Raw genomic sequence first — 20,033 nt, forward strand, 5'->3', positions numbered from 1 at the left:
TTTCTGTGATAAAATCAGTACAGCCAACAATAAAATTATCGTTTTAACAGGAGTACACACATCATGAACAAACAAAATCATCTATACGGGCACCTCGCATCCGCCTTCTCTATCTTTGTATGGGGAACCACCTTTATTTCCACCAAAGTTCTGCTTCGGTCATTTACCCCTCTTGAAATCCTTGTTTTTCGTTTCATCATCGGTTATGCCGCCCTTTGGCTCGCTTTTCCCCATTTTATGAAGACCAAAAGCTTAAAGGAAGAGATTTTATTTGCCTGTGCAGGCATATGCGGAGTTACCTTATATTTCCTCATGGAAAATTTTGCGCTTACCCTGACCCTGACTTCTAATGTCAGCACGATTATAGCCGCTGCCCCATTTATCACCGCTTTATTTGACTGGTTCTTTTTAAAGGGAAAAAGACCGGGAATTCGCTTTATAGCTGGATTTATTACTGCCATCGTGGGAATCGGACTGATCAGCTTTCAGGGAAACAGTACGCTAGAGCTGAATCCAAAAGGAGACTTACTTGCCCTCTTTGCAGCCATTACCTGGGCAGCATATTCCGTGTTCACAAAAAAAATAGGGGAGTACGGTCACGGAACCGTAGAAACAACAAGACGTATCTTTTTCTACGGCCTGTTGTTCATGATCCCAGTATTGACTGTTCTTCCCATTCGACTTGAGCTTCACCGGTTTAGCAATGCTGCTAACCTGTTAAATATTCTGTTTTTAGGTCTGGGTGCTTCTGCCCTGTGCTTTGCCACCTGGAACTTCGGTGTTAAAGTTCTTGGCACTGTAAAAACCAGCATCTACATCTATGCAGTACCAGTGATCACCGTTATTACTTCCATGATTTTTCTTAAGGAGACCCTTTCCTTGCAGTCCTTCTTTGGAATCCTTTTGACACTGGCAGGGCTCATGCTCTCGGAGAGCAAATTTAAAAAACAGGCTGAAACGTAACCTGGAATGTTTCGTCCCCTTCCCTGCATGCGGAAAAAATATATCCCCCTGAGAGACGTTTCTGGTAAAAGGAATAACCAGGAACCGAACAGAGGGGATTTTCTTTTTCCGTCTGGGTAAAGGAAATTTGGGATAAAGGCATGGCGATTCCGCAGCCAACTGCCTTCCCATAGCTTTCTTTTAAGGTCCATATCTTAAAAAAGTACTCTTCACGTTCCTTTTGGGGCAGCTCTGAAATAAAGCGGTTCTCTGATTCTGACAACACCTTTCTAAGAATTCCCTCCCCATAAGGGCGCATCCGTTCCACATCCACCCCGATCTCCCTGTCTGAAAAACCGCAGATGACCATACCATCGGTATGGCTGATGTTATAGTGAATCTGAGGAAAATCCTTTAAGCACGGTTTTCCGTGAATTCCAGTTGTAAACTGGAGGTCAGCCAGTTCATGTTCCTCTATTCCGTACGATTCCTTTAATCCCAAAATCAGAAGTTTTCGTCCCAGCTGGTGCTCCCACTCATGCTTTTTTACACCCTCTGGTATTTTATTTTCCGACAGATAGATTTCTATCATTCTCTTTTATCCTCATTTAAATTCCGGTCCGGCTCCATTCCCGGTTTTCCACCGGATTACCATGACCAAAATATATTTTTCTCTCTCCCAGAGCGCTGATTTTTAGTGCACTCTCTATCATTAATTCTCTATCCTGGTAAATCATGGACAAGCCTGGATAGAAAAGATTCATCAGGGCATCCCCGGCGATAAAATGCTCCTCTTCGATATCAAGTCCAATGGAGCCACTGGTATGTCCTGGAAGTTCCATGACTTTGGCATCGATTCCATATTCATGAAGGTGATCTCCTTCACGGAGGTAAATATCCGGGACAAATTCCGGAATCCGGTTCTTTTCCAAGTTTTTTTCCGCGACCTCTGCCACAAGCATCGCTAAAAGCCCCTGATGGTAGATGGGAACCTTTCGGTTATCCTTTAACAGGGGAACATCTGCCTGATGCATTGCTACCGGCACCTTTAGCATATCCGCCAGATATGCCGTATTCTGCACATGATCAAAATGTCCATGGGTCAGGAGGATCAGCTCCACCTTTGTCTTACGACACATGTCCAGTATCTTTTTCTCTGCCCCCATCCTTCCTGTATCCACCAGGATGGCTCTTCCCTGGTTTTCGATCAGATAGCTGTTCACACAGCCGCATCTGATTTGTTCTATTACTGCCATCGCTTTTTCCTCTCCAATACCTTTATCTCACATACCCCCGCCCCAAGCGGCACTCTGCTATTATCCATTGTATTGAAGGGAAGCCTTGCTTATTCCACCTTTAAAGGGATCTTTTCCGGTATATACAATCAACGACTCCATTTTCTGACTGTAGGGAGACAAGTTTTAAAAGCTGCTCCTTTTCTCCTCCCTGAAACAGGGGAATTCCCTTTCCAAGAAGAACGGGCATAATGGTCAAATGGTACTCATCAATCAGATTCTTTTCCATCAGCTGTCTGATCAGCTCAGCACCTCCACATACCCAGATTCCTTTTTTACACTCCTTTTTCAACCTTCCGACCAGAGTCTCCAATGGTTCTTTTGTAAAATGAATTCCTTCCTTATCCTCAAGCTCCTTATGGGTTATTACATAAGTTTCCTTATCTGCATACACCCATTCCTCAGGCGATAGCTCTGAAACCACCTGGTCATACGTACGGTAACCCATTAAAACAGTATCCACCTGTTTTTCAAAAGCTCCATACCCATAATCTCCGGTGTAAGCATCATCCTGCCCCACAAGCCAGTCCACCTTACCATCGGCATCGGCAATGTAGCCATCCAGACTGATTCCTATATATAGTACGACCTTTCGCTCCAGAACATATTCCAGCTGACAGTCATAGGGCTCTCTTGTTACGTGGTCCTCATCGTATTCCTTTGCCTCTACACAGCCCATGGCTCTGTAAAATGCCTGCGTCTCCACAGAGGAGTGGGCAGAGATGTAAAGCTTTTCTGCGCCCTTAAGCCTGGCCCACTCAGAGGCCATATGAAACAGGCGGCGGCCTGTCCGCTTTCCCCGCACATCAAAGGATACGTGTATGTTGGATAAATCAAGATAATTCTTATGCTTACCAATGGGTACCCCTTCCACGGAAGCGAACCCCTTTAGCTCTCCATGGTGAAAGGCTCCAAACACAACGCCTCCCGTATGAATGGTGATTTTAAGACAGCGGATCAGCACATCATAATCCTCGTCCTTCCACTGCTCTGTAAATGGATTCTTTACTGCTGACCAGATTCCATTTATCTTTCTCATACATTCATTCACTTCCTGATAGCGGTTAAACTGACAAAAGAGCTCTTTCTTTAACTCAGATTCCTTTAACTCCCTGTATTCCATAGTCTTCTCCTGTATCATATGTTTCCTAAAGCATACCATTTTTCCACAGTTTCATCAATTCTTTTTCTCAAGCAGGTGGCGATAGACCCGCCTGCATATTTTTAACGCGAAAAAGCCTGTCAGATCTTAGACCTGACAGGCTTGTGTTTATGATTAAGAACGCTTGATGTGGAACGCATCCATTCCTGGATATACAGCACCCTCTCCTAATTCCTCTTCGATGCGGATAAGCTGGTTGTATTTCGCTACACGCTCACTTCTGCTTGGAGCACCTGTTTTAATCTGACAGGTGTTAAGAGCAACGGCCAGGTCTGCAATTGTAGTATCCTCTGTCTCTCCGGAACGGTGAGAAGCAATGGCAGTATAGCCAGCGCTGTGAGCCATCTTAATCGCTTCCAGTGTCTCTGAAACAGATCCGATCTGGTTTAACTTAATTAAGATAGAATTTCCGCAGCCTTCGTTAATTCCCTTTTTCAGACGCTCGGTGTTGGTTACAAATAAATCATCTCCAACCAGCTGGATTCTGTCTCCAAGCTCCTTGGTAAGAAGCTTCCAGCCTTCCCAGTCATCTTCATCAAGAGCATCTTCAATGGAATAGATAGGATACTTGTCACACAGGTTCTTCCAGTGACCAATCAATTCCTCAGATGTAAAGTGCTTTTTGCATTTCGGAAGGATATATTCTCCCTTCTTCTCGCCCTTCCATTCGCTGGAAGCGGCGTCCATAGCCAGGACAAAATCGCGGCCCGGTTCAAAGCCAGCTTTTCTGATTGCTTCTAAGATAAGCTCAATGGCTGCATCGTCACTCTCAAGGTCAGGTGCAAAACCACCCTCATCACCTACAGAAGTAGCAAGGCCTTTTGATTTTAAGATAGAGGCAAGGCAGTGGAATACTTCGGTACACCAGCGAAGGCCTTCTTTAAAGTCAGCGGCTCCTGCTGGCATAATCATGAATTCCTGCACATCAACGGTGTTGGCTGCATGAGCTCCTCCGTTTAAGATATTCATCATAGGGACTGGAAGACGATTGCCTGTGATGCCGCCTAAGAAACGGTATAACGGAATGTCTAAGCTGATAGCCGCTGCTCTGGCACAAGCGATGGATACCGCTAAGATAGCGTTGGCACCAAGTCTTGATTTATCCTTTGTCCCATCTGCGGTGATCATAGCCTTATCAATGGCATAAATATCTGAAGCATCCATTCCTACAAGAGCATAATGAATGACTGTATTGATGTTATGGACCGCATTTAAGACACCTTTTCCTCCAAAGCGGGCTTTGTCCCCGTCACGAAGCTCTAACGCTTCAAATTCACCGGTAGATGCTCCACTTGGTGCAGCTCCTCTTGCTATGGTGCCGTCAACTAAATGTACTTCAGCCTCTACGGTAGGATTTCCTCTGGAATCAATAATTTCTCTTCCAATTACTTTCTCAATCTCAAGATAATTCATCATGTTATCTCCTTTTCTTTTAAATGGTTTCCAGTATGTTAAGAAGGTCCTCAACGGATTTCTTCCCAAACTCAACTTTTTCCTGATTTATAATCATACAGGGAACACTCATGATCTGATAACGCTCCTTTAATTCCGGATAAAGAGCCAGATCATAGGTCCACGCATTAACCATTTCATTCTCTGCCGCAATTCTTCCGGCAGACATTACAGTGGTGGGGCACATGGTACAGGATAAAGATACCATGACCTTGATATCAACAGGCTTTTTAATGTCCCGGATTCTCTGTGCTTCCTCCGGGCTAAGTGCCTGACCTGGTCCCGCCACATTATAAAGACCTATGACAAAGGAATTAAATTCATGACCGCCGGGAATTGCATAGAACCGAAGTCCGGATTCTTTGCCATCTTCTCCCAGCACACAAATAGCCGGAATTGTCTCAGTCGGTGAAGTATCTTCCGATTCCCAGCTGACCAGACATTCTACCTGATCGGAAATACCAGAAAGCTCCTTTAAGAAACCTTCCATCTGAGCCGCCAGAGGGCTTTTATCAAGCAAAGCCTTAACAGTTACCTTACGCTCAAATTTTCCGAATAAGTCTTTTAACTGGGCCTTCATCTCAGGCGTAATAAATTCTTCGCCGTCTTCACTCTCCGAAACAGCAGCATGAGCTTTCTGCTCTGCCTTTTCCGGTTCCTCTTTTCTTTCAATGCCAAGCTTTTCCCTTAGGTCTGCTACATATTTTTCCAAAGAGGTGGCTGCAACTGCGCCGTCAGAAACGGCCGTTACCACCTGACGTAAGTTCTTCACACATACATCACCAGCTCCGTAAACTCCGGGAATATCTGTCATCTGGTTCGGATCTGTGATAATATATCCATCATGATTTAAGGAGATTTTCCCTTTGATCCATTCCGTATCCGGAACATAGCCTGCAAAGACAAAGATTCCAAAGGTTCCGCCGCCTGGCGCTTCATACTGCCATTCTTCTCCGGTCTTACTGTCCCGGAACCTAGCTTTCCTAAGTAAGGTATCTCCTGCTGCTTCCATAATCTCCGTATGGTAGTGGACTTCGATCTTCTCATGCTCTCTTGCCTTATCCGCTACTGACTCTGCACAGGTAAAATCATCCTCCCGTACAATAATGGTCACCTTTTTGGCATACTTTGTTAAAAATACGGCCTCTTCTGCGGCTGCAAAACCGCCTCCGATGACAAACACCTCCATTCCCGTAAAGAATTCTCCGTCACAGGTAGCACAGTAAGCAACTCCCCGGCCTTTGTATGTCTCTTCCCCCTGAAAGCCAATCATTCTGGGGTTTGCACCTAAGGCAAGTACTACCCCAAGTGCGTTTAAATCGCCTTTGTCCGTCTTAACTACCTTAATATCCCCAGATACATCAATGTCAGTGACTCTGGCCATCTTAAATTCTGCGCCAAAGCTTTCCGCCTGTCTGCGCATCTTATCTGTCAGCGTTGTGCCGTCAATGCTTTCGATTCCGGGATAATTAACGATTTCAGAAGTAATCGTAATCTGCCCGCCAAGCTTTTCTTTTTCAAGCACCAGTACCTTAAATCTGGCCCTGGCAGCATAGATGGCTGCGGACAGGCCCGCTGGGCCTGCACCGACGACAATTACGTCATGCAATCCATCCATAATATCCCACCTTTACAGCAGTCCAACTAAATCAAGGCTGGGCTTTAATGTTTTTTCACCTGGTTTCCAGTTTGCTGGACAGACCTCATCTCCATGTTCAGCAACGAACTGGGAAGCCTGTACCCGGCGGAATAATTCTTCCGCATTTCTTCCTACATTTCCTGCAATGACTTCATAGGCCACAATTTTACCCTCTGGATTTACCACAAAGGTTCCTCGCTCTGCCAATCCAGCGTCTTCAATCATGACATCAAAATCTCTTGCAAGTGCTCCGGTCGGATCCGCAAGCATGGGATAATTGATTTTCTTAATGGTCTTTGACACATCGTGCCATGCCTTGTGTACAAAATGGGTATCGCAGGATACACTGTAAATTTCACAACCAATCTTCTTAAAATCTTCGTATTTATCTGCAAGCTCTTCCAGCTCTGTGGGACAAACAAAGGTAAAATCTGCCGGATAGAAGAAGAATACTGACCATTTTCCCAGAACATCCTTCTTAGTCACTTCCTTAAATTCTCCGTTTATAAAACTCTGAACCTTAAAATCACTGATTTCTTTTCCAATAAATGACATACCATCTATCTCCTTTCGCAATCGCTATACTAATTTAATATGGCATATTTCTATGTTTTTATGAGTTAGTCAATACTAATTCATGTATTAATATTAGCACATATCTTCCAAAAGTTCAATAATGATATTGATAATAATTATTGTTTTATCAAAAACGCCGGAAAAGCTCAAAGGAACCCATTCCCTCAGTAACTTTTCCGGCGTCCCTTCTTCTGGTCAGGAATGAATCCAAAAATTCAACTTGTCTTCTCCATATTCCAATGTAAAACGAAACCTTGCAAAATATTCGTCCAAACTTTTATAAAGAGCCTGAAACTCAGCTTCTCCATTCTCTTCACTGAGGGATTCAATGCGGCACGACTGCCTTCCGCAGGCATCCCGCAGGTGTATCCGGAAGTTTAAGCCCTTTTCCTTTATCAGCTCATTGCATTCTAAAATCTGTTGGAAGGAAATGATATTCATCATCCTTATTCCTGACTCTGGTACTTCTTAGCCTGTTCTTCTATCAGCTCCAGATCATCAAAGTAATTGATCTTCATGGCATCTTTTACATCCTTTAAGGTTTTAGCCGCTGTGTCCGCTGCCTTCTTAGAGCCTTCCTTTAAAATCTGGAATACGTAAGGGATGTTCGCCTCATATTCCTTTCTTCTCTTTCGGATTGGCTCTAACTCAGCCTGTAGAATGCTGTTTAAAAATCTCTTGACCTTAACATCGCCCAGACCACCTCTTCTGTAGTGGTCCTTTAATTCATCAAGATTTTTGTATTCCGGTAAGTATTTTTCAAAATCATCTTCCTTACAGAATGCATCAAGATAGGTAAATACCGTATTTCCTTCCACTTCTCCCGGATCAGATACCTGTAAATGATTGGGATCTGTGAACATGCTCATTACCTTCTTCTTTACTTCCTCTTCTGTATCCGATAAATAGATACAGTTACCCAGGGATTTGCTCATCTTTGCCTTGCCGTCAGTACCTGGAAGTCTTAAGCAGGCTTTGTTATCAGGAAGAAGGATATCCGGCTCTATCAGTGCTTCTCCATAAACGGAGTTGAATTTCCTTACGATTTCCCTGGTCTGCTCAATCATTGGCTCCTGATCCTCGCCCACTGGAACCGTGGTGGCCTTAAATGCCGTAATGTCAGCCGCCTGGCTGATGGGATAGGTAAAGAAGCCTACTGGTATACTGGTTTCAAAATTCCTCATGGCGATCTCAGACTTGACCGTTGGATTTCTCTGAAGTCTTGAGACAGTCACCAGGTTCATATAGTAAAAGGACAGCTCAGTCAGTTCCGCAATCTGGGACTGGATGAACAAGGTACACTTCTTGGGGTCCAGACCGCAGGCAAGATAATCCAGCGCGACCTCTATGATATTCTGACGAACCTTTTCGGGGTTGTCCGCATTGTCCGTCAATGCCTGGGCATCCGCAATCATAATATAAATCTCGTCAAATTCGCCGGAATTCTGCAGCTCCACTCTTCGTCTTAAGGAACCTACGTAGTGGCCGATGTGCAGTTTTCCTGTGGGCCGGTCTCCCGTTAATATAATCTTTCCCATCTTTGTACCTCCAGTTGTATTATCAAGTTTAATTGTACCATTCATTCCGCATTTGTCAATGAGGCACCTTATATTCCTTCAAATACTCCTTCGGCATAATTCACGGAAGCCATGGCGTCCCGGCAGTACTGGTCTGCGCCAATGGTCTTTGCATAATCAGCCGTTAAAACAGCACCTCCTACCATAACTTTTGTCTGAGGAGATTCCGCCCTCAGCTGTCTGATGGTTTCCTCCATGCTGGGAACTGTGGTGGTCATCAGAGCGCTTAAGCCTACCAGTTTAACCTGTTTTTCCACAGCGGTCTTTACGATCAGCTCTACCGGTACATCTTTTCCAAGGTCGATGACATCGTAGCTGTAATTTTCAAGAAGTACCTTCACAATATTCTTTCCAATATCGTGGATATCTCCCCGTACCGTAGCAAGAATAACCGTGCCTTTTTTTCCTTCCTCCATGCCGTTTTTTGCCAGCTGTTCCTTTATAACTTCAAAGGCCGCCTTCGCCGCCTCCGCACTCATTAAAAGCTGGGGAAGGAACACTGTCCCCTTTTCAAATCCCTTTCCTACCCGGTCCAGGGCAGGAATCATCTCCTCATTGATGATAACGAGAGGTTCCTTGTCTTTCATAAGCTCTGTGACTGCCGCATGGGCTCTGTCCTTAAGTCCCTTTTCAATGCTTTCTGATAAGGAAAGCTCTTTCCCTGCACTGCTTCCTCCTCCTGATGCTGATCCTGGCCTTACGGTATCTCCAAGAGTCGCCACCTGTCCGCTGTACACCTGAATGTAGCGGCTGCACTGAGGATCTAAATCAGAAAGGGTGAGATAGCTTAAATAAGAACGCATCATTGCTTCTGAATTTGGATTTATGATAGCAGCGTTTAAACCATTTTGAAGAGCCATGGTAAAAAATGCAGCATTGATGATCTCTCTTTGAGGAAGTCCAAAGGAAATGTTGGATACTCCAAGAATCGTCTTTCCATGCAGCTCGTCTCTTACCTTTCTTAAGGTTTCCAGAGTGGTTAAGGCGCCTTTGCTGTCAGAGCTGACTGTCATGCACAGGGCATCAATGACAATGTCCTTTTTTTCGATTCCATACTCCATGGCTTTATGATAGATTTTTTCTGCGACTGCGATTCTGCCGTCTGCGGTCTCAGGAATCCCATCTTCATCAAGGGCAAGAGCTACAACAACACCTCCATACCGCTTGACCAGAGGAAAGATTGCTTCCATCACTTCCTGTTTTCCGTTTACGGAGTTAATGAGAGGTTTGCCGTTGTAAATTCTCATGGCCCGTTCCATAGCTTCAATATCAGAAGTGTCGATCTGTAAAGGCAGGTCAATAATGCTTTGAATCTCCTTAATTACCTCTACCATCATAGACGCTTCATCAATTTCCGGAAGACCTACATTGACATCAAGGACATGAGCCCCGTTGTCCTGCTGGGAGACTCCTTCTCTTAAAATGTATTCCAGGTTGTGATCCCGAAGGGCCTGCTTGAATTTTGATTTCCCGGTGGGATTAATTCTTTCACCAATGATAACCGGTTCCTGGTCCATAACAACCGCCTGGGCATAGGAGGATATTACGGTGCGGTCCTTTTTATCCGGAAGCCTGACAGGAAAATCCTTACACAATGCCACTGTTTTTTCAATATGCTCCGGAGTCGTGCCACAGCAGCCACCTACTACACATGCTCCCATTTCAACAATCTCTGCCATGACTCTGGCAAACTCATCGGCATCAATATCGTAAACCGTTTTGCCTCCTTCACTTCTTGGAAGTCCGGCATTGGGATTGACAATGACAGGTATGGAGGTCACCTTCATAATGTCAGCCAGAATGCCTTTCATCTGAATGGGGCCTAATCCACAGTTGATTCCAAGGGCATCCACCCTCAGTCCTTCTAATAATGCAACGGTGGATTCTACATTACCGCCTGTCAGAAGCTTTCCTTTCTCATCAAAGATCATGGTCACGAATACGGGAAGGCTGGAATTTTCCTTTGCTGCCAGCACGGCCGCTTTTGTTTCATAGCTGTCGCTCATGGTTTCGATGAGTACTAAGTCTGCGCCCTCTTCTTCCCCGATTTTAACCACCTGGGAATACATGTTATAGGCGTCCTCAAAATCAAGGTCACCTAAGGGTTTTAAAAGCTTTCCGGTAGGTCCTAAATCCAGGGCAATGTAGCCGCGCTTCTTTCCTTCGGGGTAATTGGCTGTTTTAACCGCCTGTCTGGCATTATGAAGCGCTGCCCGCACTACCTCATCCAGATCAAATTCAGCTCCCTTATAAAACTTTAAACCATTGGCTCCAAAGGTATTGGTCTTTATAATATCTGCGCCAGCTTCCAGATAGTCCCGGTGAAGCTTAGTCATAATATCCGGATACACCACGTTCCAGGTCTCCGGCAGCTCCCCTGGTTTTAAACCATTGGCCTGTAAAAGACTTCCGGTTCCTCCGTCAAAAAATACAATTCTTTTTCTGATCTCTTCTAAAATCCCTGTCATATATTCCTCCACTAAAATCTGTCCCTTTAATTTCTTCGGTATGCGCAATCTGTCTTTCCACAGGACTCGCATCCCTTGACCTCACACCGGTATGGTTTATCGCTGACTCCCATGATTGCTGTCACTGATTTTGACGGTGTCATTAAGAGACTGTCCGTCAGCATAATTCCTACCCGCTTTGAGGTTTCCAAAACGGCTGTAATATTCTTCTGGCACTCTAAGGCAAAGTCACCGTATCCAGGGCTGAACCTTGGCCGTAAATAAAACCCCCTGGCTTCATATTCCTGTTTCAGCTTTATATTTTCCTGGTCGCAAAATTCCTCGATCATGGCTGCCGCAGCCGCCTGCATGGTGACCGCCTTACTCATCTGAAGCTTTGTATATTTATGCAAAAGAACATCCACACCGGTCCCCAGTGTGGCTGCAAACAATATGACCTGACTGCAGTCTTTTAAATTCTTACTTAAATGCCTGCTTTTCGTTTGAAAAACAGTAAAATCAATCTCTTCCTCAGGCAGGAGAGTTAAGGGGAACGTCCGGCTGACGCTCTTACATGTGGCGACAGCGGTAAGCTCCTTAATACACTCCTCAATCAACCCGTTTACCGCATCATCCCCATCCTGTATGCCATATCCCAAGTACCTGCGAACTTCTTTACGGCTGATTTCCATGAGCCTTCCTCCCTTATAAATCTGTGAAAGAATGGGTCCGGTCCTGCAGCAGGCACCGAACCCTAAATGGTATAACTATAATATCTCTGATAAGTTTTCCTTAATTTTATATGCAATATCCGGCTTATTCATGGAATACACATGAATGGCATTGACTCCGTTTGCGATGAGGTCAATGATCTGCTCTGTCGCATAAGCGATTCCCGCCTGCTTCATGGCTGCCGGATTATCTCCGAACCGGTCTACAATTGCCTTAAACCGGGATGGCAGATAGGTTCCGGAGAGCTGACAGCTTCGTATAATCTGTCTTACATTGGTTACAGGCATAATTCCTGCAACGACTGGGACTGTAATTCCTTTTTCCCGTATTCGGTATAAATAGTTATATAATATATTATTATCAAAAAACATCTGAGTGGTTACAAAATCGCAGCCAGCTTCTACCTTTTGTTTTAAATAATCCATATCAATGGTCTTGCTGGCAGACTCTACATGGCCTTCCGGATAGCAAGCAGCACCGATACAGAAATCTCCTGCTTCCTTGATCTCACGGATCAGCTCAGAAGCATAGCTGTATTCCTTGGAAACTGCTCCGTCCTGAGGGATATCTCCCCTGAGAGCAAGCACATTCTCAATGCCAGCCTCCTTTAATTCATGAAGAACCTCCCGAACCTTCTCCTTTGTAGAAGATACACAGGTTAAATGGGCTAGTGCCGTTACATGATGATTATGATGCAGTGCCGAGGCTATATCAACCGTATATTTGCTGGTCCCTCCGCCTGCTCCATAGGTGACACTCATAAAAGCCGGGTTTAACTTCGCAATCTCTGCCGCCGCCCGCTCTACAGATTCATATTTATCCTCTGTCTTAGGGGGGAAAACTTCAAAAGACAAGGTCGGCTTTCCCTGACTCAAAATGTCTTTAATCTTCATGCTGTCTGTCTCCAATCTTTCGTCTTTTTATCTTTTTAACACTTTACCACAAAAAATTGTTTCCTGCAACAATTACCGTCCCGTAAAAATTTGTGCGATCGGCGAATTTCCCGGAAGGATGAGGGTATTGTTTTCACCGGCAAGAGATGTTTTTGCTGCTTCCAGAGAACGGATAAAGGAATAAAAATCAGCTCTCTGGGGATTGCTGTAAGCCTCCGCCAGGATTCTCATGTACTCTGCCTCTCCCTCTGCTGTAACTGATGCAGCCATTGCCTGGGCATCGGAAATACTGATAGCGATCTCCCTGTCTGTGGTATTTTGTATTTTCTTTGCTTCTGCCTGCCCTTCTGCGGTATAGGTAGCTGCAATTTTATCACGTTCTGATATCATTCTTTCGTACACAGCTGCTTTATTATCCACCGGAAGGTCCAGACGTTTCGTCTCAACGGCCAGTAGCTTAATACCGTACTGGCTCATATTCTCACCCACATTCTTCATGATCGCCTGTGAAAGCTCTTCATCTCTGCTGCTGATGACATCGTTCTGGCTCATACTGCTGATTACATTTTTTACGGAGTTATAAACTACCGTATCAATTCTTCCTTCCGCATTGGCAATGGAAGAATTTAAGGACTGGGCGAACCTTAAGGGGTCTTCAATCTTCCATAACACATAACTGTCACTTAACATGGTCTTCTTATCCATGGTAATGACATCGGATGCTGCCAGATCGTAAATTAAAATCTGTCTTGGCAGCGTGTCTGCTGTCTGTATCAGGGGAATCTTCATGGTAACACCAGCTGTATTTATGACTCGTTCCACACGGCCGAACTGACGTATTAATTTATATTCATTTTCATTGGTAACGACAATGGAACCAGACAATACGATGACCGCTAAAAGAGCGACAAATATCAGGACGGCTTTTTTTAGTTTCTTTTTCATTCTGCTTTCTCCTTTTCTTTGCTGTTTCCTCCACCGGTAAAGCTATCCAAAGGGAGGATGGTGCTGGTCTTATCGGTTCCGTCAATAATGACTTTCATATTTGGAAGGACTTTTTCCATGGTTTCATAGAACATCCTCTTTTTTGTGACCTCCGGATTCTTTTCATATTCCATGAACATTGCATTGAATTTTGCAACCTCTGCATTGGCTTCATTGATCCTTTTTGCTTTTGTTGATTCTGCATCCTGTAATATCTTATCGGTCTGAGCGGTTGCCTCAGGAAGCTTTTCATTGCGGTATTTATTGGCATTGTTTATGGCAGTTTCTTTTCCCTGCTTTGCTGTTTCTACTGCCTTAAAGGCTTCCATGACCTCTTTGGTGGGCGGTTCAGAATCCTGAATGGTCACATTTACCACCGTAAGGCCTATTTCATGCCCTTCCAGCTTTTCCATGATCATCTGTTTGATTTTTGTCTGAATCTCATTCTTTCCTGTGGTCAATACAGCATCCACATCATAGCCTCCAATTACGGTACGAATACAGCTTTTTGTAATGCTCTGTAAAACCTTTAAGGGGTCCTCTGAGCCATAGACTGCCTTCACCGGATCTGATACCTTATACTCTGTAAAAAAGTCTACGTTAACGAAATTATAATCCTTGGTGATCATCAGAGAATCTTCCTCCCTGCTTTCGTTATCGTCAGGATTATAGCCAATGGCAAATCCCTGAATGGTGGTGTTCACTTTCTTTACCTTCTGGACAAACGGCACTTTAAAGTGAAGCCCCGAATCTGTCACTGCCCTTGGCTTACCCATTGTCGTTACGACTGCCTGCTCCTGTTCCTGGATGTTGTATATGGAACCAAAACCAATCACTGGAATTGCCACCAATAAAACGGCCGCAGCTCCTGACCTCTTAAGGACTTTCTTTACCCTTTTCCATACCTCTCTTTTTTGAGGATCAAACGTTTCCATAATGTGCTCCTTTCTTTACTTACCCTCTATGTTTATGCTCTCGTAAAGGAAACAAGAAAGAGTCTGACTTGTCAGACTCTGGCACTGACGCGCTGTCACTTTAGTGACATCTTCCTCTTAAGCGTCATGTGCATCCTGCATGGAATGCTTTTTATTATATAGGGGGTGTAGACCCCCCCTATATAATAAAAAAGACCTTTATTGACACCTTTACGGTATCAATAAAAGTCTTGCACATTTCATAAGGATGCGGATAAATCACTTTACCGTTCTGACGCAATCTTATCCAGCAAATGCTGGCAGCTACTCCCTTTTACGATTGAAGCTATTATATCAGATCCATAGCAGTGTGTCAAATGAAACCCTTAGTATATTGCTGGTAAGGATCAGGTTTCCCCATGTTCTGTGGAAAGCAGGGAGTTATAGGATACCGTTACCTGAAGAGTGTCATCTTCTTCATATACATACAAGGAGAAAATTCCATCGGTAAAAATAGTTTCCTCTCCCTGTTCCAGCCCTCCCCTGACCTGCTCCATAATGACTGGAACACTGCTCTCCTCCAAAGGAATCTGAGCTGCTGTTTCTGTTGTCTTTAAAAACTGCTCCAGATAGGCCAAGGATGCTTCTTTATCTTTTATGGAAGAGATATAATCATGCATCTCTCCGGTGGCAGTGTCATAGTTGATCTCCACATACTGGTATACATATCCCTCATCCTCTGAAGTCAGCTTACTGGTCACTTCATCCTCCAGATAATAGCCTTCCACGGTATCATAATAAGATATGGATCCGGAATCTGTTTTCATCTCATAATTATCCGAATAAACTGCCTGGGGTTTTAAGAGAAACCCATAGGAATTTGCATTTATATACTGACCCATGGAATCCATGATCTCTTTTCCAGACACCGGAAAATGATTGTAACCATTGCAGGGGATTCCGGCTGCCTTTACATCCTCTTCCTTTAAGTCCTTAAAGCCGGAATCGTCAAATGGATATGATACTTCATAATCATTTGACTTATCCAGAAACCGGTCCGCTTTTTTTGCAATATCAGGCAGAGAACCAGCTATGATAAAAAGGAAGGTAATAATTCCTGCTATGGAAACAGGAAATCTCCTGCCCACTTTTTTCTGGGGCGGTACTGAGGAGCCTGACGGTATGTAATCTCTGGGCGGCTGAGCGTCCACAGGAGGCGGTGTCGCTGTACGTGGTGGTATCATAGTTCTTGCTGGCTGTATGGTCTTAGCTGGCTGAGCTGACCCTGTCCTGGCCGGCTGAGAAGAGCCTGGGTGCTTAGGCTGCACAGCAGTTCCATTTGACGAAGAGCCGATTGATGCAATTTCCTTTGCAGGCGGCTTTTCATTTAAATAGTAATTCATTTCCCATATGACGGGACGGCGAACAATCTTTTTACATCGGACACAGAAATTAGCCTCATTGACCGGAAGATCACAAACCGGGCATATCTTTCTTTTCACTTTTGTCTCCCCCCTATCCAAGTACCAGATGGGCCACAGCTATTTCATCATCTTCGTGGAAACCCTGGGCACAAACCTGGATATTATATACATATGTTTCCTCCAGGCCGGTAAGTGCAGATATTTCTTTTATATTTTTCCCTTCACCAGCCAATGCCAGTACCTGATGAACGTCCTCAATGGTCTTTTTTAATAACTCATCAGAAGGACTGGGAGTCATAAGCTCTCCATGATCAAGATCTGATTCCAGAATAAAATCCTCCAGAGACATCTTTTTATCCTTCTCCTGACTGTCATAATAGTCCTCAGAAATTTCCCAATCATTTAATTTATCAGACATACTGTCACTCCTTTCCAAAACAGGCAGGTTCGTCGGAACCTGCCTGATATGTAACATAATATGTTTTATCGTTTATTTCTTAAAAAATCTGGTATGTTGATCTGAACTTCTTTGTTCACAGTTGGACGGTAAGGTTGTCCATTGCCCTGGGAAGCTCCCTGTGGGTTGTTCTGTGGGTTGCTGTTCTGTGGCTGGTAGTTTGGCTTCTGATAATTATTGCCTGCATAGTTCTGGTTGCCATAATTCCCATTACCATTCTGGTAGTTCTGGTTGTTGTTATAATTAGGAGCAGTATAATTGCTGTTATTATTATTGTTATAATTCTGGTTGAAGTTCGGATTAAATCCTGGATTTGCTGCTGTAGCTGCTGCTTCCTGGTTGCCAGTTCCGCTCTGAGGTGCTGCTGTCTTTGGCTGTTTAAAGTTTGGGTTGGAGAAATTCGTCATAACCTTGGATACCGGTGTTTCTGACTGCATATCAAGACCGGTTGCAATCACAGTGATGCTTGCCTCATCCTGAGCGTTCTCATCATACATAGCACCAAAGATAATATTGGCATCATCTCCTGCCATCTCCTGAACGTAGCTGGCTGCTTCGTTTGCCTCAATCAGGCTGATATCACCGGAAATGTTAATGATTACATGGGAAGCACCTTCAATGGTTGTCTCAAGCAGAGGGCTTGATACAGCCTGCTTCACTGCTTCTAAGGCCTTCTCATCACCCTTAGCACGTCCAATACCGATATGGGCAATACCCTTGTCTGTCATAACGGTCTGAACATCTGCAAAGTCTAAGTTAATAAGTCCTGGTACGTTGATTAAGTCAGTAATACCCTGTACTGCCTGCTGAAGAACCTCATCAGCCTTTTTTAATGCATCCGGCATAGTTGTGCGTCTGTCCACGATTTCAAGAAGGCGGTCGTTTGGAATTACAATTAAGGTATCAACGCTTTCCTTTAAGCGTTCAATACCGTTAATAGCATTGCTCATACGGGTTCTTGCTTCGAAACGGAAAGGCTTTGTAACAACGCCGACCGTAAGAATGCCCATGTCTTTTGCGATCTTTGCAACAACAGGAGCTGCACCGGTTCCGGTTCCGCCTCCCATACCGCAGGTAACGAATACCATATCAGCGCCCTTCATGGCCTGAGCCAGCTCGTCCGCATTCTCTTCCGCTGCCTTCTCACCCATCTCCGGCTTTGCACCTGCACCAAGTCCCTTGGTCAGTTTTTCTCCGATCTGCATAGCTGTTGGTGCCTTACAAAACTGTAACGCCTGCTTGTCCGTGTTGATGCCAAGAAATTCCACACCAGCGATATTCTCTTCGATCATGCGGTTCACCGCATTGTTTCCGGCACCGCCTACTCCGATAACCAGAATTCTTGCGGCATTGTCCGCCTCATTTATCTTAATCTCTAACAAGATTATATCCTCCTTTAACCATAAACAGCTTACTATATAAACCTAATTAATATAATATTTGATTTTTACAAAAATATCAACTATTTTTTGAACAAAATTGCTTGCAAATTATGTAAATTCATTTATCCTTTACAAATCGATAAGATGTGACAGTTTCCGCCTCATCGTAAGTGTCCAGATATAATGTTCCCTTAAGCCCCTTTAAAACTGGCAGCTGATCATTCAACTCGGAGATCTTTCCATTCATCTGGTCATTGCTTCCAAGAAAGACCTTGATCCCTTCCATCATAAGGGTGGCATCCCCTCTGGTGTCATATTGAATCTGATCTACTGATATCCCATGAGTGGATAACAGCTGAGTCAGGGTCAGTATTTCATTAAATATCCTGCCATTTTCCACAGGAAGGGGCTGGTGCAGGGCAATATGCCCATACTTAAGCCCGACGATCTTCGGAATCCCAGGCAGTTCCCCGCTGGAGCTTTCCACGATGATCCCGTCCTTATCAAAATACATATAGCTTCCCATATAAGAAATATAGCCCACTACAGTTTTTTCATAGATGATGACCTCGACCTTGACCGGGCTATGGAATACGATTTTATAGTCTTCTACAAACGGAATCTGTTCGTGTTTCTGAAAGCGGTCCTTGTAGAAACAATAAATCGCATTCCGGTCCCAGCTGCCCTTGAAAATAAGGTTTACAATCTGCTCGGAAGTATATTTTTTATTGCCGGTCACCTTAATCTCTTTGATTTGAAAGGATAAAAAGGCAATGGCAACCAACAAGATCACTGCCACGGCAATTCCAACTTTAATTTTTCCTCTGCTGCTTTTTAAATATCTCATTCCATCCCTCTGATTACCGCACCAAGACTACTAAGATCCCGGCAGATGTCTTCGTATCCCCGTTCAATATGGTAGCATTCGTGAATTTCCGTGACGCCTTCGCATGCCAGACCTGCCACCACCAGTGCCGCACCGCCTCTTAAGTCGGGGGCTGTTACCCGGTTTCCTGACAGGGGATAAAGACCATGTACAATGGCACGCTTGCCATCTATCATAATATCTGCTCCCAGTTTCCTTAGCTCTTTGGCAGTGGCAAACCGCCCTTCAAAAATAGTTTCCATAAGTCTTCCGGTCCCATGTCCAGATGCCATCACTGCCATGATCTGAGACTGAAGATCCGTGGGAAATCCAGGATAGGGTGAAGTCACTACGTCCATACAGTCAGGGCGTCCCTTCATGTACACCTCTAATCCGTCACGGTAGGTTTTAAGCTCTGCGCCCATGCGTTCTGCAAGTGTGGTAGCCGCAGATAATTCCTCTGGCCGGATTCCCTTGATAAAGATGTTCCCTTCTGCGGCCATAACTGCCGCTAAGTAAGTTCCTGCTACGATCCGGTCTCCTGCTACGATAAATTCAGAATCGTGGAGACTTTTTACACCCATGACCGTCAGCTTTGAGGTTCCGGCTCCTTCAATCTTCGCACCCATATTGTTTAAAAATTCACAAAGAGTGGTAATCTCCGGCTCTTTCGCCGCACCCCGGATTACAGTGGTTCCTTTGGCAAACACAGAAGCCAGCAGTGCATTCTCTGTTGCTCCCACACTGGGAAACCTGAATTCTATATCAGCACCTGTCAGTGTTCTTGCAGATACAATAAGCTTTTCGGCCTTCTCCTCAACCACTGCTCCAAGTCTCTGAAATGCATACAAATGAAGATCAATCGGCCTCTGTCCAATGGAACAGCCTCCAGGAAAACTTGTAACTGCAAGACCTGTTCTCCCAAGAAGGGGGCCGGACAAAATAATGGACGACCGCATGCTCTTTATATATTCTTCCGGAATCTCTGCCTGAGTAATTGTTGATGCGTTTACGATCAGTGTAGTGCCGTCCAAGCGGCAATCACAGCCAATACGCTGAAGTATCCCCAGCATACAGAACACATCCTGTATCCTGGGGACGTTATGAATCACTGTTGTACCTTTATGGAGAACCGCCGCTGCCATCATGGGCAGAACAGCATTTTTGGAACCCTGAATCTTTATCTCACCTTTTAAGGATCGTAACCCCTGGACCTGTATGACTGACAATCCGGTACCTCCCATGGCTTCTTATATACTATCCTATGTTAAAAGTGAGAGAATGGTATCAAA

Annotated in this window: 19 protein-coding genes; 1 reads left to right on the plus strand and 18 read right to left on the minus strand. The window is 44.6% G+C overall.

Features of this window, described 5'->3' with window-relative positions:
* The first annotated feature begins 63 nt into the window (after positions 1–63).
* Positions 64–963 carry a DMT family transporter gene (locus T546_RS0106225; RefSeq protein WP_026890878.1) on the plus strand — a complete coding sequence of 300 codons (900 nt, stop codon included), beginning with the start codon at positions 64–66 and terminating at the stop codon, positions 961–963.
* Here the strand turns inward: T546_RS0106225 and T546_RS0106230 are convergent.
* The 18 genes from T546_RS0106230 to murA all read right to left on the minus strand — a co-directional run bounded on the left by T546_RS0106230 (position 941) and on the right by murA (position 19,970).
* On the minus strand, positions 941–1,534 hold the full coding sequence (locus tag T546_RS0106230) for a 4'-phosphopantetheinyl transferase family protein (protein ID WP_026890879.1): 594 nt from the start codon (positions 1,532–1,534) through the stop codon (positions 941–943). The genes T546_RS0106225 and T546_RS0106230 overlap by 23 nt on opposite strands.
* A 16-nt stretch (positions 1,535–1,550) precedes the next feature.
* Positions 1,551–2,198 (minus strand): MBL fold metallo-hydrolase, encoded by a 648-nt coding sequence (locus tag T546_RS0106235; protein WP_026890880.1) that lies wholly within the window; start codon positions 2,196–2,198, stop codon positions 1,551–1,553.
* 100 nt (positions 2,199–2,298) lie between these two features.
* Positions 2,299–3,360: a GNAT family N-acetyltransferase gene (locus T546_RS26235; protein ID WP_330371876.1), complete on the minus strand. Its 1,062-nt coding sequence runs from the start codon at positions 3,358–3,360 to the stop codon at positions 2,299–2,301.
* 153 nt (positions 3,361–3,513) lie between these two features.
* On the minus strand, positions 3,514–4,812 hold the full coding sequence (eno, locus tag T546_RS0106250) for a phosphopyruvate hydratase (RefSeq protein ID WP_026890882.1): 1,299 nt from the start codon (positions 4,810–4,812) through the stop codon (positions 3,514–3,516).
* Between the two features lie 19 nt (positions 4,813–4,831).
* A complete protein-coding gene (locus T546_RS0106255) occupies positions 4,832–6,469 on the minus strand; it encodes an FAD-dependent oxidoreductase (protein WP_026890883.1) in 1,638 nt (545 codons plus the stop codon).
* A 12-nt stretch (positions 6,470–6,481) separates the two neighbouring features.
* The gene (ahpC, locus tag T546_RS0106260) at positions 6,482–7,045 is read right to left on the minus strand and encodes an alkyl hydroperoxide reductase subunit C (protein ID WP_026890884.1); all 564 of its coding nucleotides are present in this window, start codon (positions 7,043–7,045) and stop codon (positions 6,482–6,484) included.
* Between the two features lie 216 nt (positions 7,046–7,261).
* A complete protein-coding gene (locus T546_RS0106265; RefSeq protein ID WP_026890885.1) occupies positions 7,262–7,510 on the minus strand; it encodes an RDAC family protein in 249 nt (82 codons plus the stop codon).
* A 2-nt stretch (positions 7,511–7,512) separates the two neighbouring features.
* Positions 7,513–8,604 carry a tryptophan--tRNA ligase gene (trpS, locus tag T546_RS0106270; protein ID WP_024836299.1) on the minus strand — a complete coding sequence of 364 codons (1,092 nt, stop codon included), beginning with the start codon at positions 8,602–8,604 and terminating at the stop codon, positions 7,513–7,515.
* Positions 8,605–8,672: 68 nt separating this feature from the next.
* Positions 8,673–11,111 carry a homocysteine S-methyltransferase family protein gene (locus T546_RS0106275; RefSeq protein WP_026890886.1) on the minus strand — a complete coding sequence of 813 codons (2,439 nt, stop codon included), beginning with the start codon at positions 11,109–11,111 and terminating at the stop codon, positions 8,673–8,675.
* A 26-nt stretch (positions 11,112–11,137) separates the two neighbouring features.
* Positions 11,138–11,782, minus strand: a complete 645-nt coding sequence (locus T546_RS0106280) for a vitamin B12 dependent-methionine synthase activation domain-containing protein (protein WP_026890887.1) — start codon at positions 11,780–11,782, stop codon at positions 11,138–11,140.
* 75 nt (positions 11,783–11,857) lie between these two features.
* Positions 11,858–12,715 (minus strand): methylenetetrahydrofolate reductase [NAD(P)H], encoded by an 858-nt coding sequence (gene metF / locus T546_RS0106285; RefSeq protein ID WP_026890888.1) that lies wholly within the window; start codon positions 12,713–12,715, stop codon positions 11,858–11,860.
* Positions 12,716–12,787: 72 nt separating this feature from the next.
* The gene (gene hflC / locus T546_RS0106290) at positions 12,788–13,660 is read right to left on the minus strand and encodes a protease modulator HflC (protein WP_026890889.1); all 873 of its coding nucleotides are present in this window, start codon (positions 13,658–13,660) and stop codon (positions 12,788–12,790) included.
* On the minus strand, positions 13,657–14,634 hold the full coding sequence (gene hflK / locus T546_RS0106295) for an FtsH protease activity modulator HflK (RefSeq protein ID WP_026890890.1): 978 nt from the start codon (positions 14,632–14,634) through the stop codon (positions 13,657–13,659). The genes hflC and hflK overlap by 4 nt, the downstream gene beginning before the upstream one ends.
* A 386-nt stretch (positions 14,635–15,020) precedes the next feature.
* Complete coding sequence (locus tag T546_RS0106300; RefSeq protein WP_026890891.1) at positions 15,021–16,115, minus strand: hypothetical protein; 1,095 nt, start codon at positions 16,113–16,115, stop codon at positions 15,021–15,023.
* Between the two features lie 13 nt (positions 16,116–16,128).
* Complete coding sequence (locus T546_RS0106305; protein ID WP_034598057.1) at positions 16,129–16,455, minus strand: hypothetical protein; 327 nt, start codon at positions 16,453–16,455, stop codon at positions 16,129–16,131.
* A 65-nt stretch (positions 16,456–16,520) separates the two neighbouring features.
* Positions 16,521–17,876, minus strand: a complete 1,356-nt coding sequence (gene ftsZ / locus T546_RS0106310) for a cell division protein FtsZ (RefSeq protein ID WP_026890893.1) — start codon at positions 17,874–17,876, stop codon at positions 16,521–16,523.
* Positions 17,877–17,994: 118 nt separating this feature from the next.
* A complete protein-coding gene (locus T546_RS0106315) occupies positions 17,995–18,723 on the minus strand; it encodes a cell division protein FtsQ/DivIB (RefSeq protein WP_026890894.1) in 729 nt (242 codons plus the stop codon).
* Positions 18,720–19,970 (minus strand): UDP-N-acetylglucosamine 1-carboxyvinyltransferase, encoded by a 1,251-nt coding sequence (gene murA, locus T546_RS0106320; protein ID WP_026890895.1) that lies wholly within the window; start codon positions 19,968–19,970, stop codon positions 18,720–18,722. Before murA ends, T546_RS0106315 begins: the two co-directional genes overlap by 4 nt.
* Positions 19,971–20,033 lie beyond the last annotated feature (63 nt).

The organism is [Clostridium] aerotolerans DSM 5434, from assembly GCF_000687555.1.
GTDB lineage: Bacteria > Bacillota > Clostridia > Lachnospirales > Lachnospiraceae > Lacrimispora > Lacrimispora aerotolerans.

Coding starts and splice junctions, on each gene's coding strand:
- T546_RS26235 (WP_330371876.1), bottom strand. CDS start 3,360: ATGGAATACAGGGAGTTAAAGGAATCTGAGTTAAAGAAAGAGCTCTTT.
- hflK (WP_026890890.1), bottom strand. CDS start 14,634: ATGGAAACGTTTGATCCTCAAAAAAGAGAGGTATGGAAAAGGGTAAAG.
- T546_RS0106315 (WP_026890894.1), bottom strand. CDS start 18,723: ATGAGATATTTAAAAAGCAGCAGAGGAAAAATTAAAGTTGGAATTGCC.
- T546_RS0106305 (WP_034598057.1), bottom strand. CDS start 16,455: ATGTCTGATAAATTAAATGATTGGGAAATTTCTGAGGACTATTATGAC.
- trpS (WP_024836299.1), bottom strand. CDS start 8,604: ATGGGAAAGATTATATTAACGGGAGACCGGCCCACAGGAAAACTGCAC.
- T546_RS0106275 (WP_026890886.1), bottom strand. CDS start 11,111: ATGACAGGGATTTTAGAAGAGATCAGAAAAAGAATTGTATTTTTTGAC.
- T546_RS0106235 (WP_026890880.1), bottom strand. CDS start 2,198: ATGGCAGTAATAGAACAAATCAGATGCGGCTGTGTGAACAGCTATCTG.
- hflC (WP_026890889.1), bottom strand. CDS start 13,660: ATGAAAAAGAAACTAAAAAAAGCCGTCCTGATATTTGTCGCTCTTTTA.
- eno (WP_026890882.1), bottom strand. CDS start 4,812: ATGAATTATCTTGAGATTGAGAAAGTAATTGGAAGAGAAATTATTGAT.
- T546_RS0106225 (WP_026890878.1), top strand. CDS start 64: ATGAACAAACAAAATCATCTATACGGGCACCTCGCATCCGCCTTCTCT.
- T546_RS0106280 (WP_026890887.1), bottom strand. CDS start 11,782: ATGGAAATCAGCCGTAAAGAAGTTCGCAGGTACTTGGGATATGGCATA.
- T546_RS0106265 (WP_026890885.1), bottom strand. CDS start 7,510: ATGATGAATATCATTTCCTTCCAACAGATTTTAGAATGCAATGAGCTG.
- T546_RS0106230 (WP_026890879.1), bottom strand. CDS start 1,534: ATGATAGAAATCTATCTGTCGGAAAATAAAATACCAGAGGGTGTAAAA.
- ahpC (WP_026890884.1), bottom strand. CDS start 7,045: ATGTCATTTATTGGAAAAGAAATCAGTGATTTTAAGGTTCAGAGTTTT.
- metF (WP_026890888.1), bottom strand. CDS start 12,715: ATGAAGATTAAAGACATTTTGAGTCAGGGAAAGCCGACCTTGTCTTTT.
- T546_RS0106255 (WP_026890883.1), bottom strand. CDS start 6,469: ATGGATGGATTGCATGACGTAATTGTCGTCGGTGCAGGCCCAGCGGGC.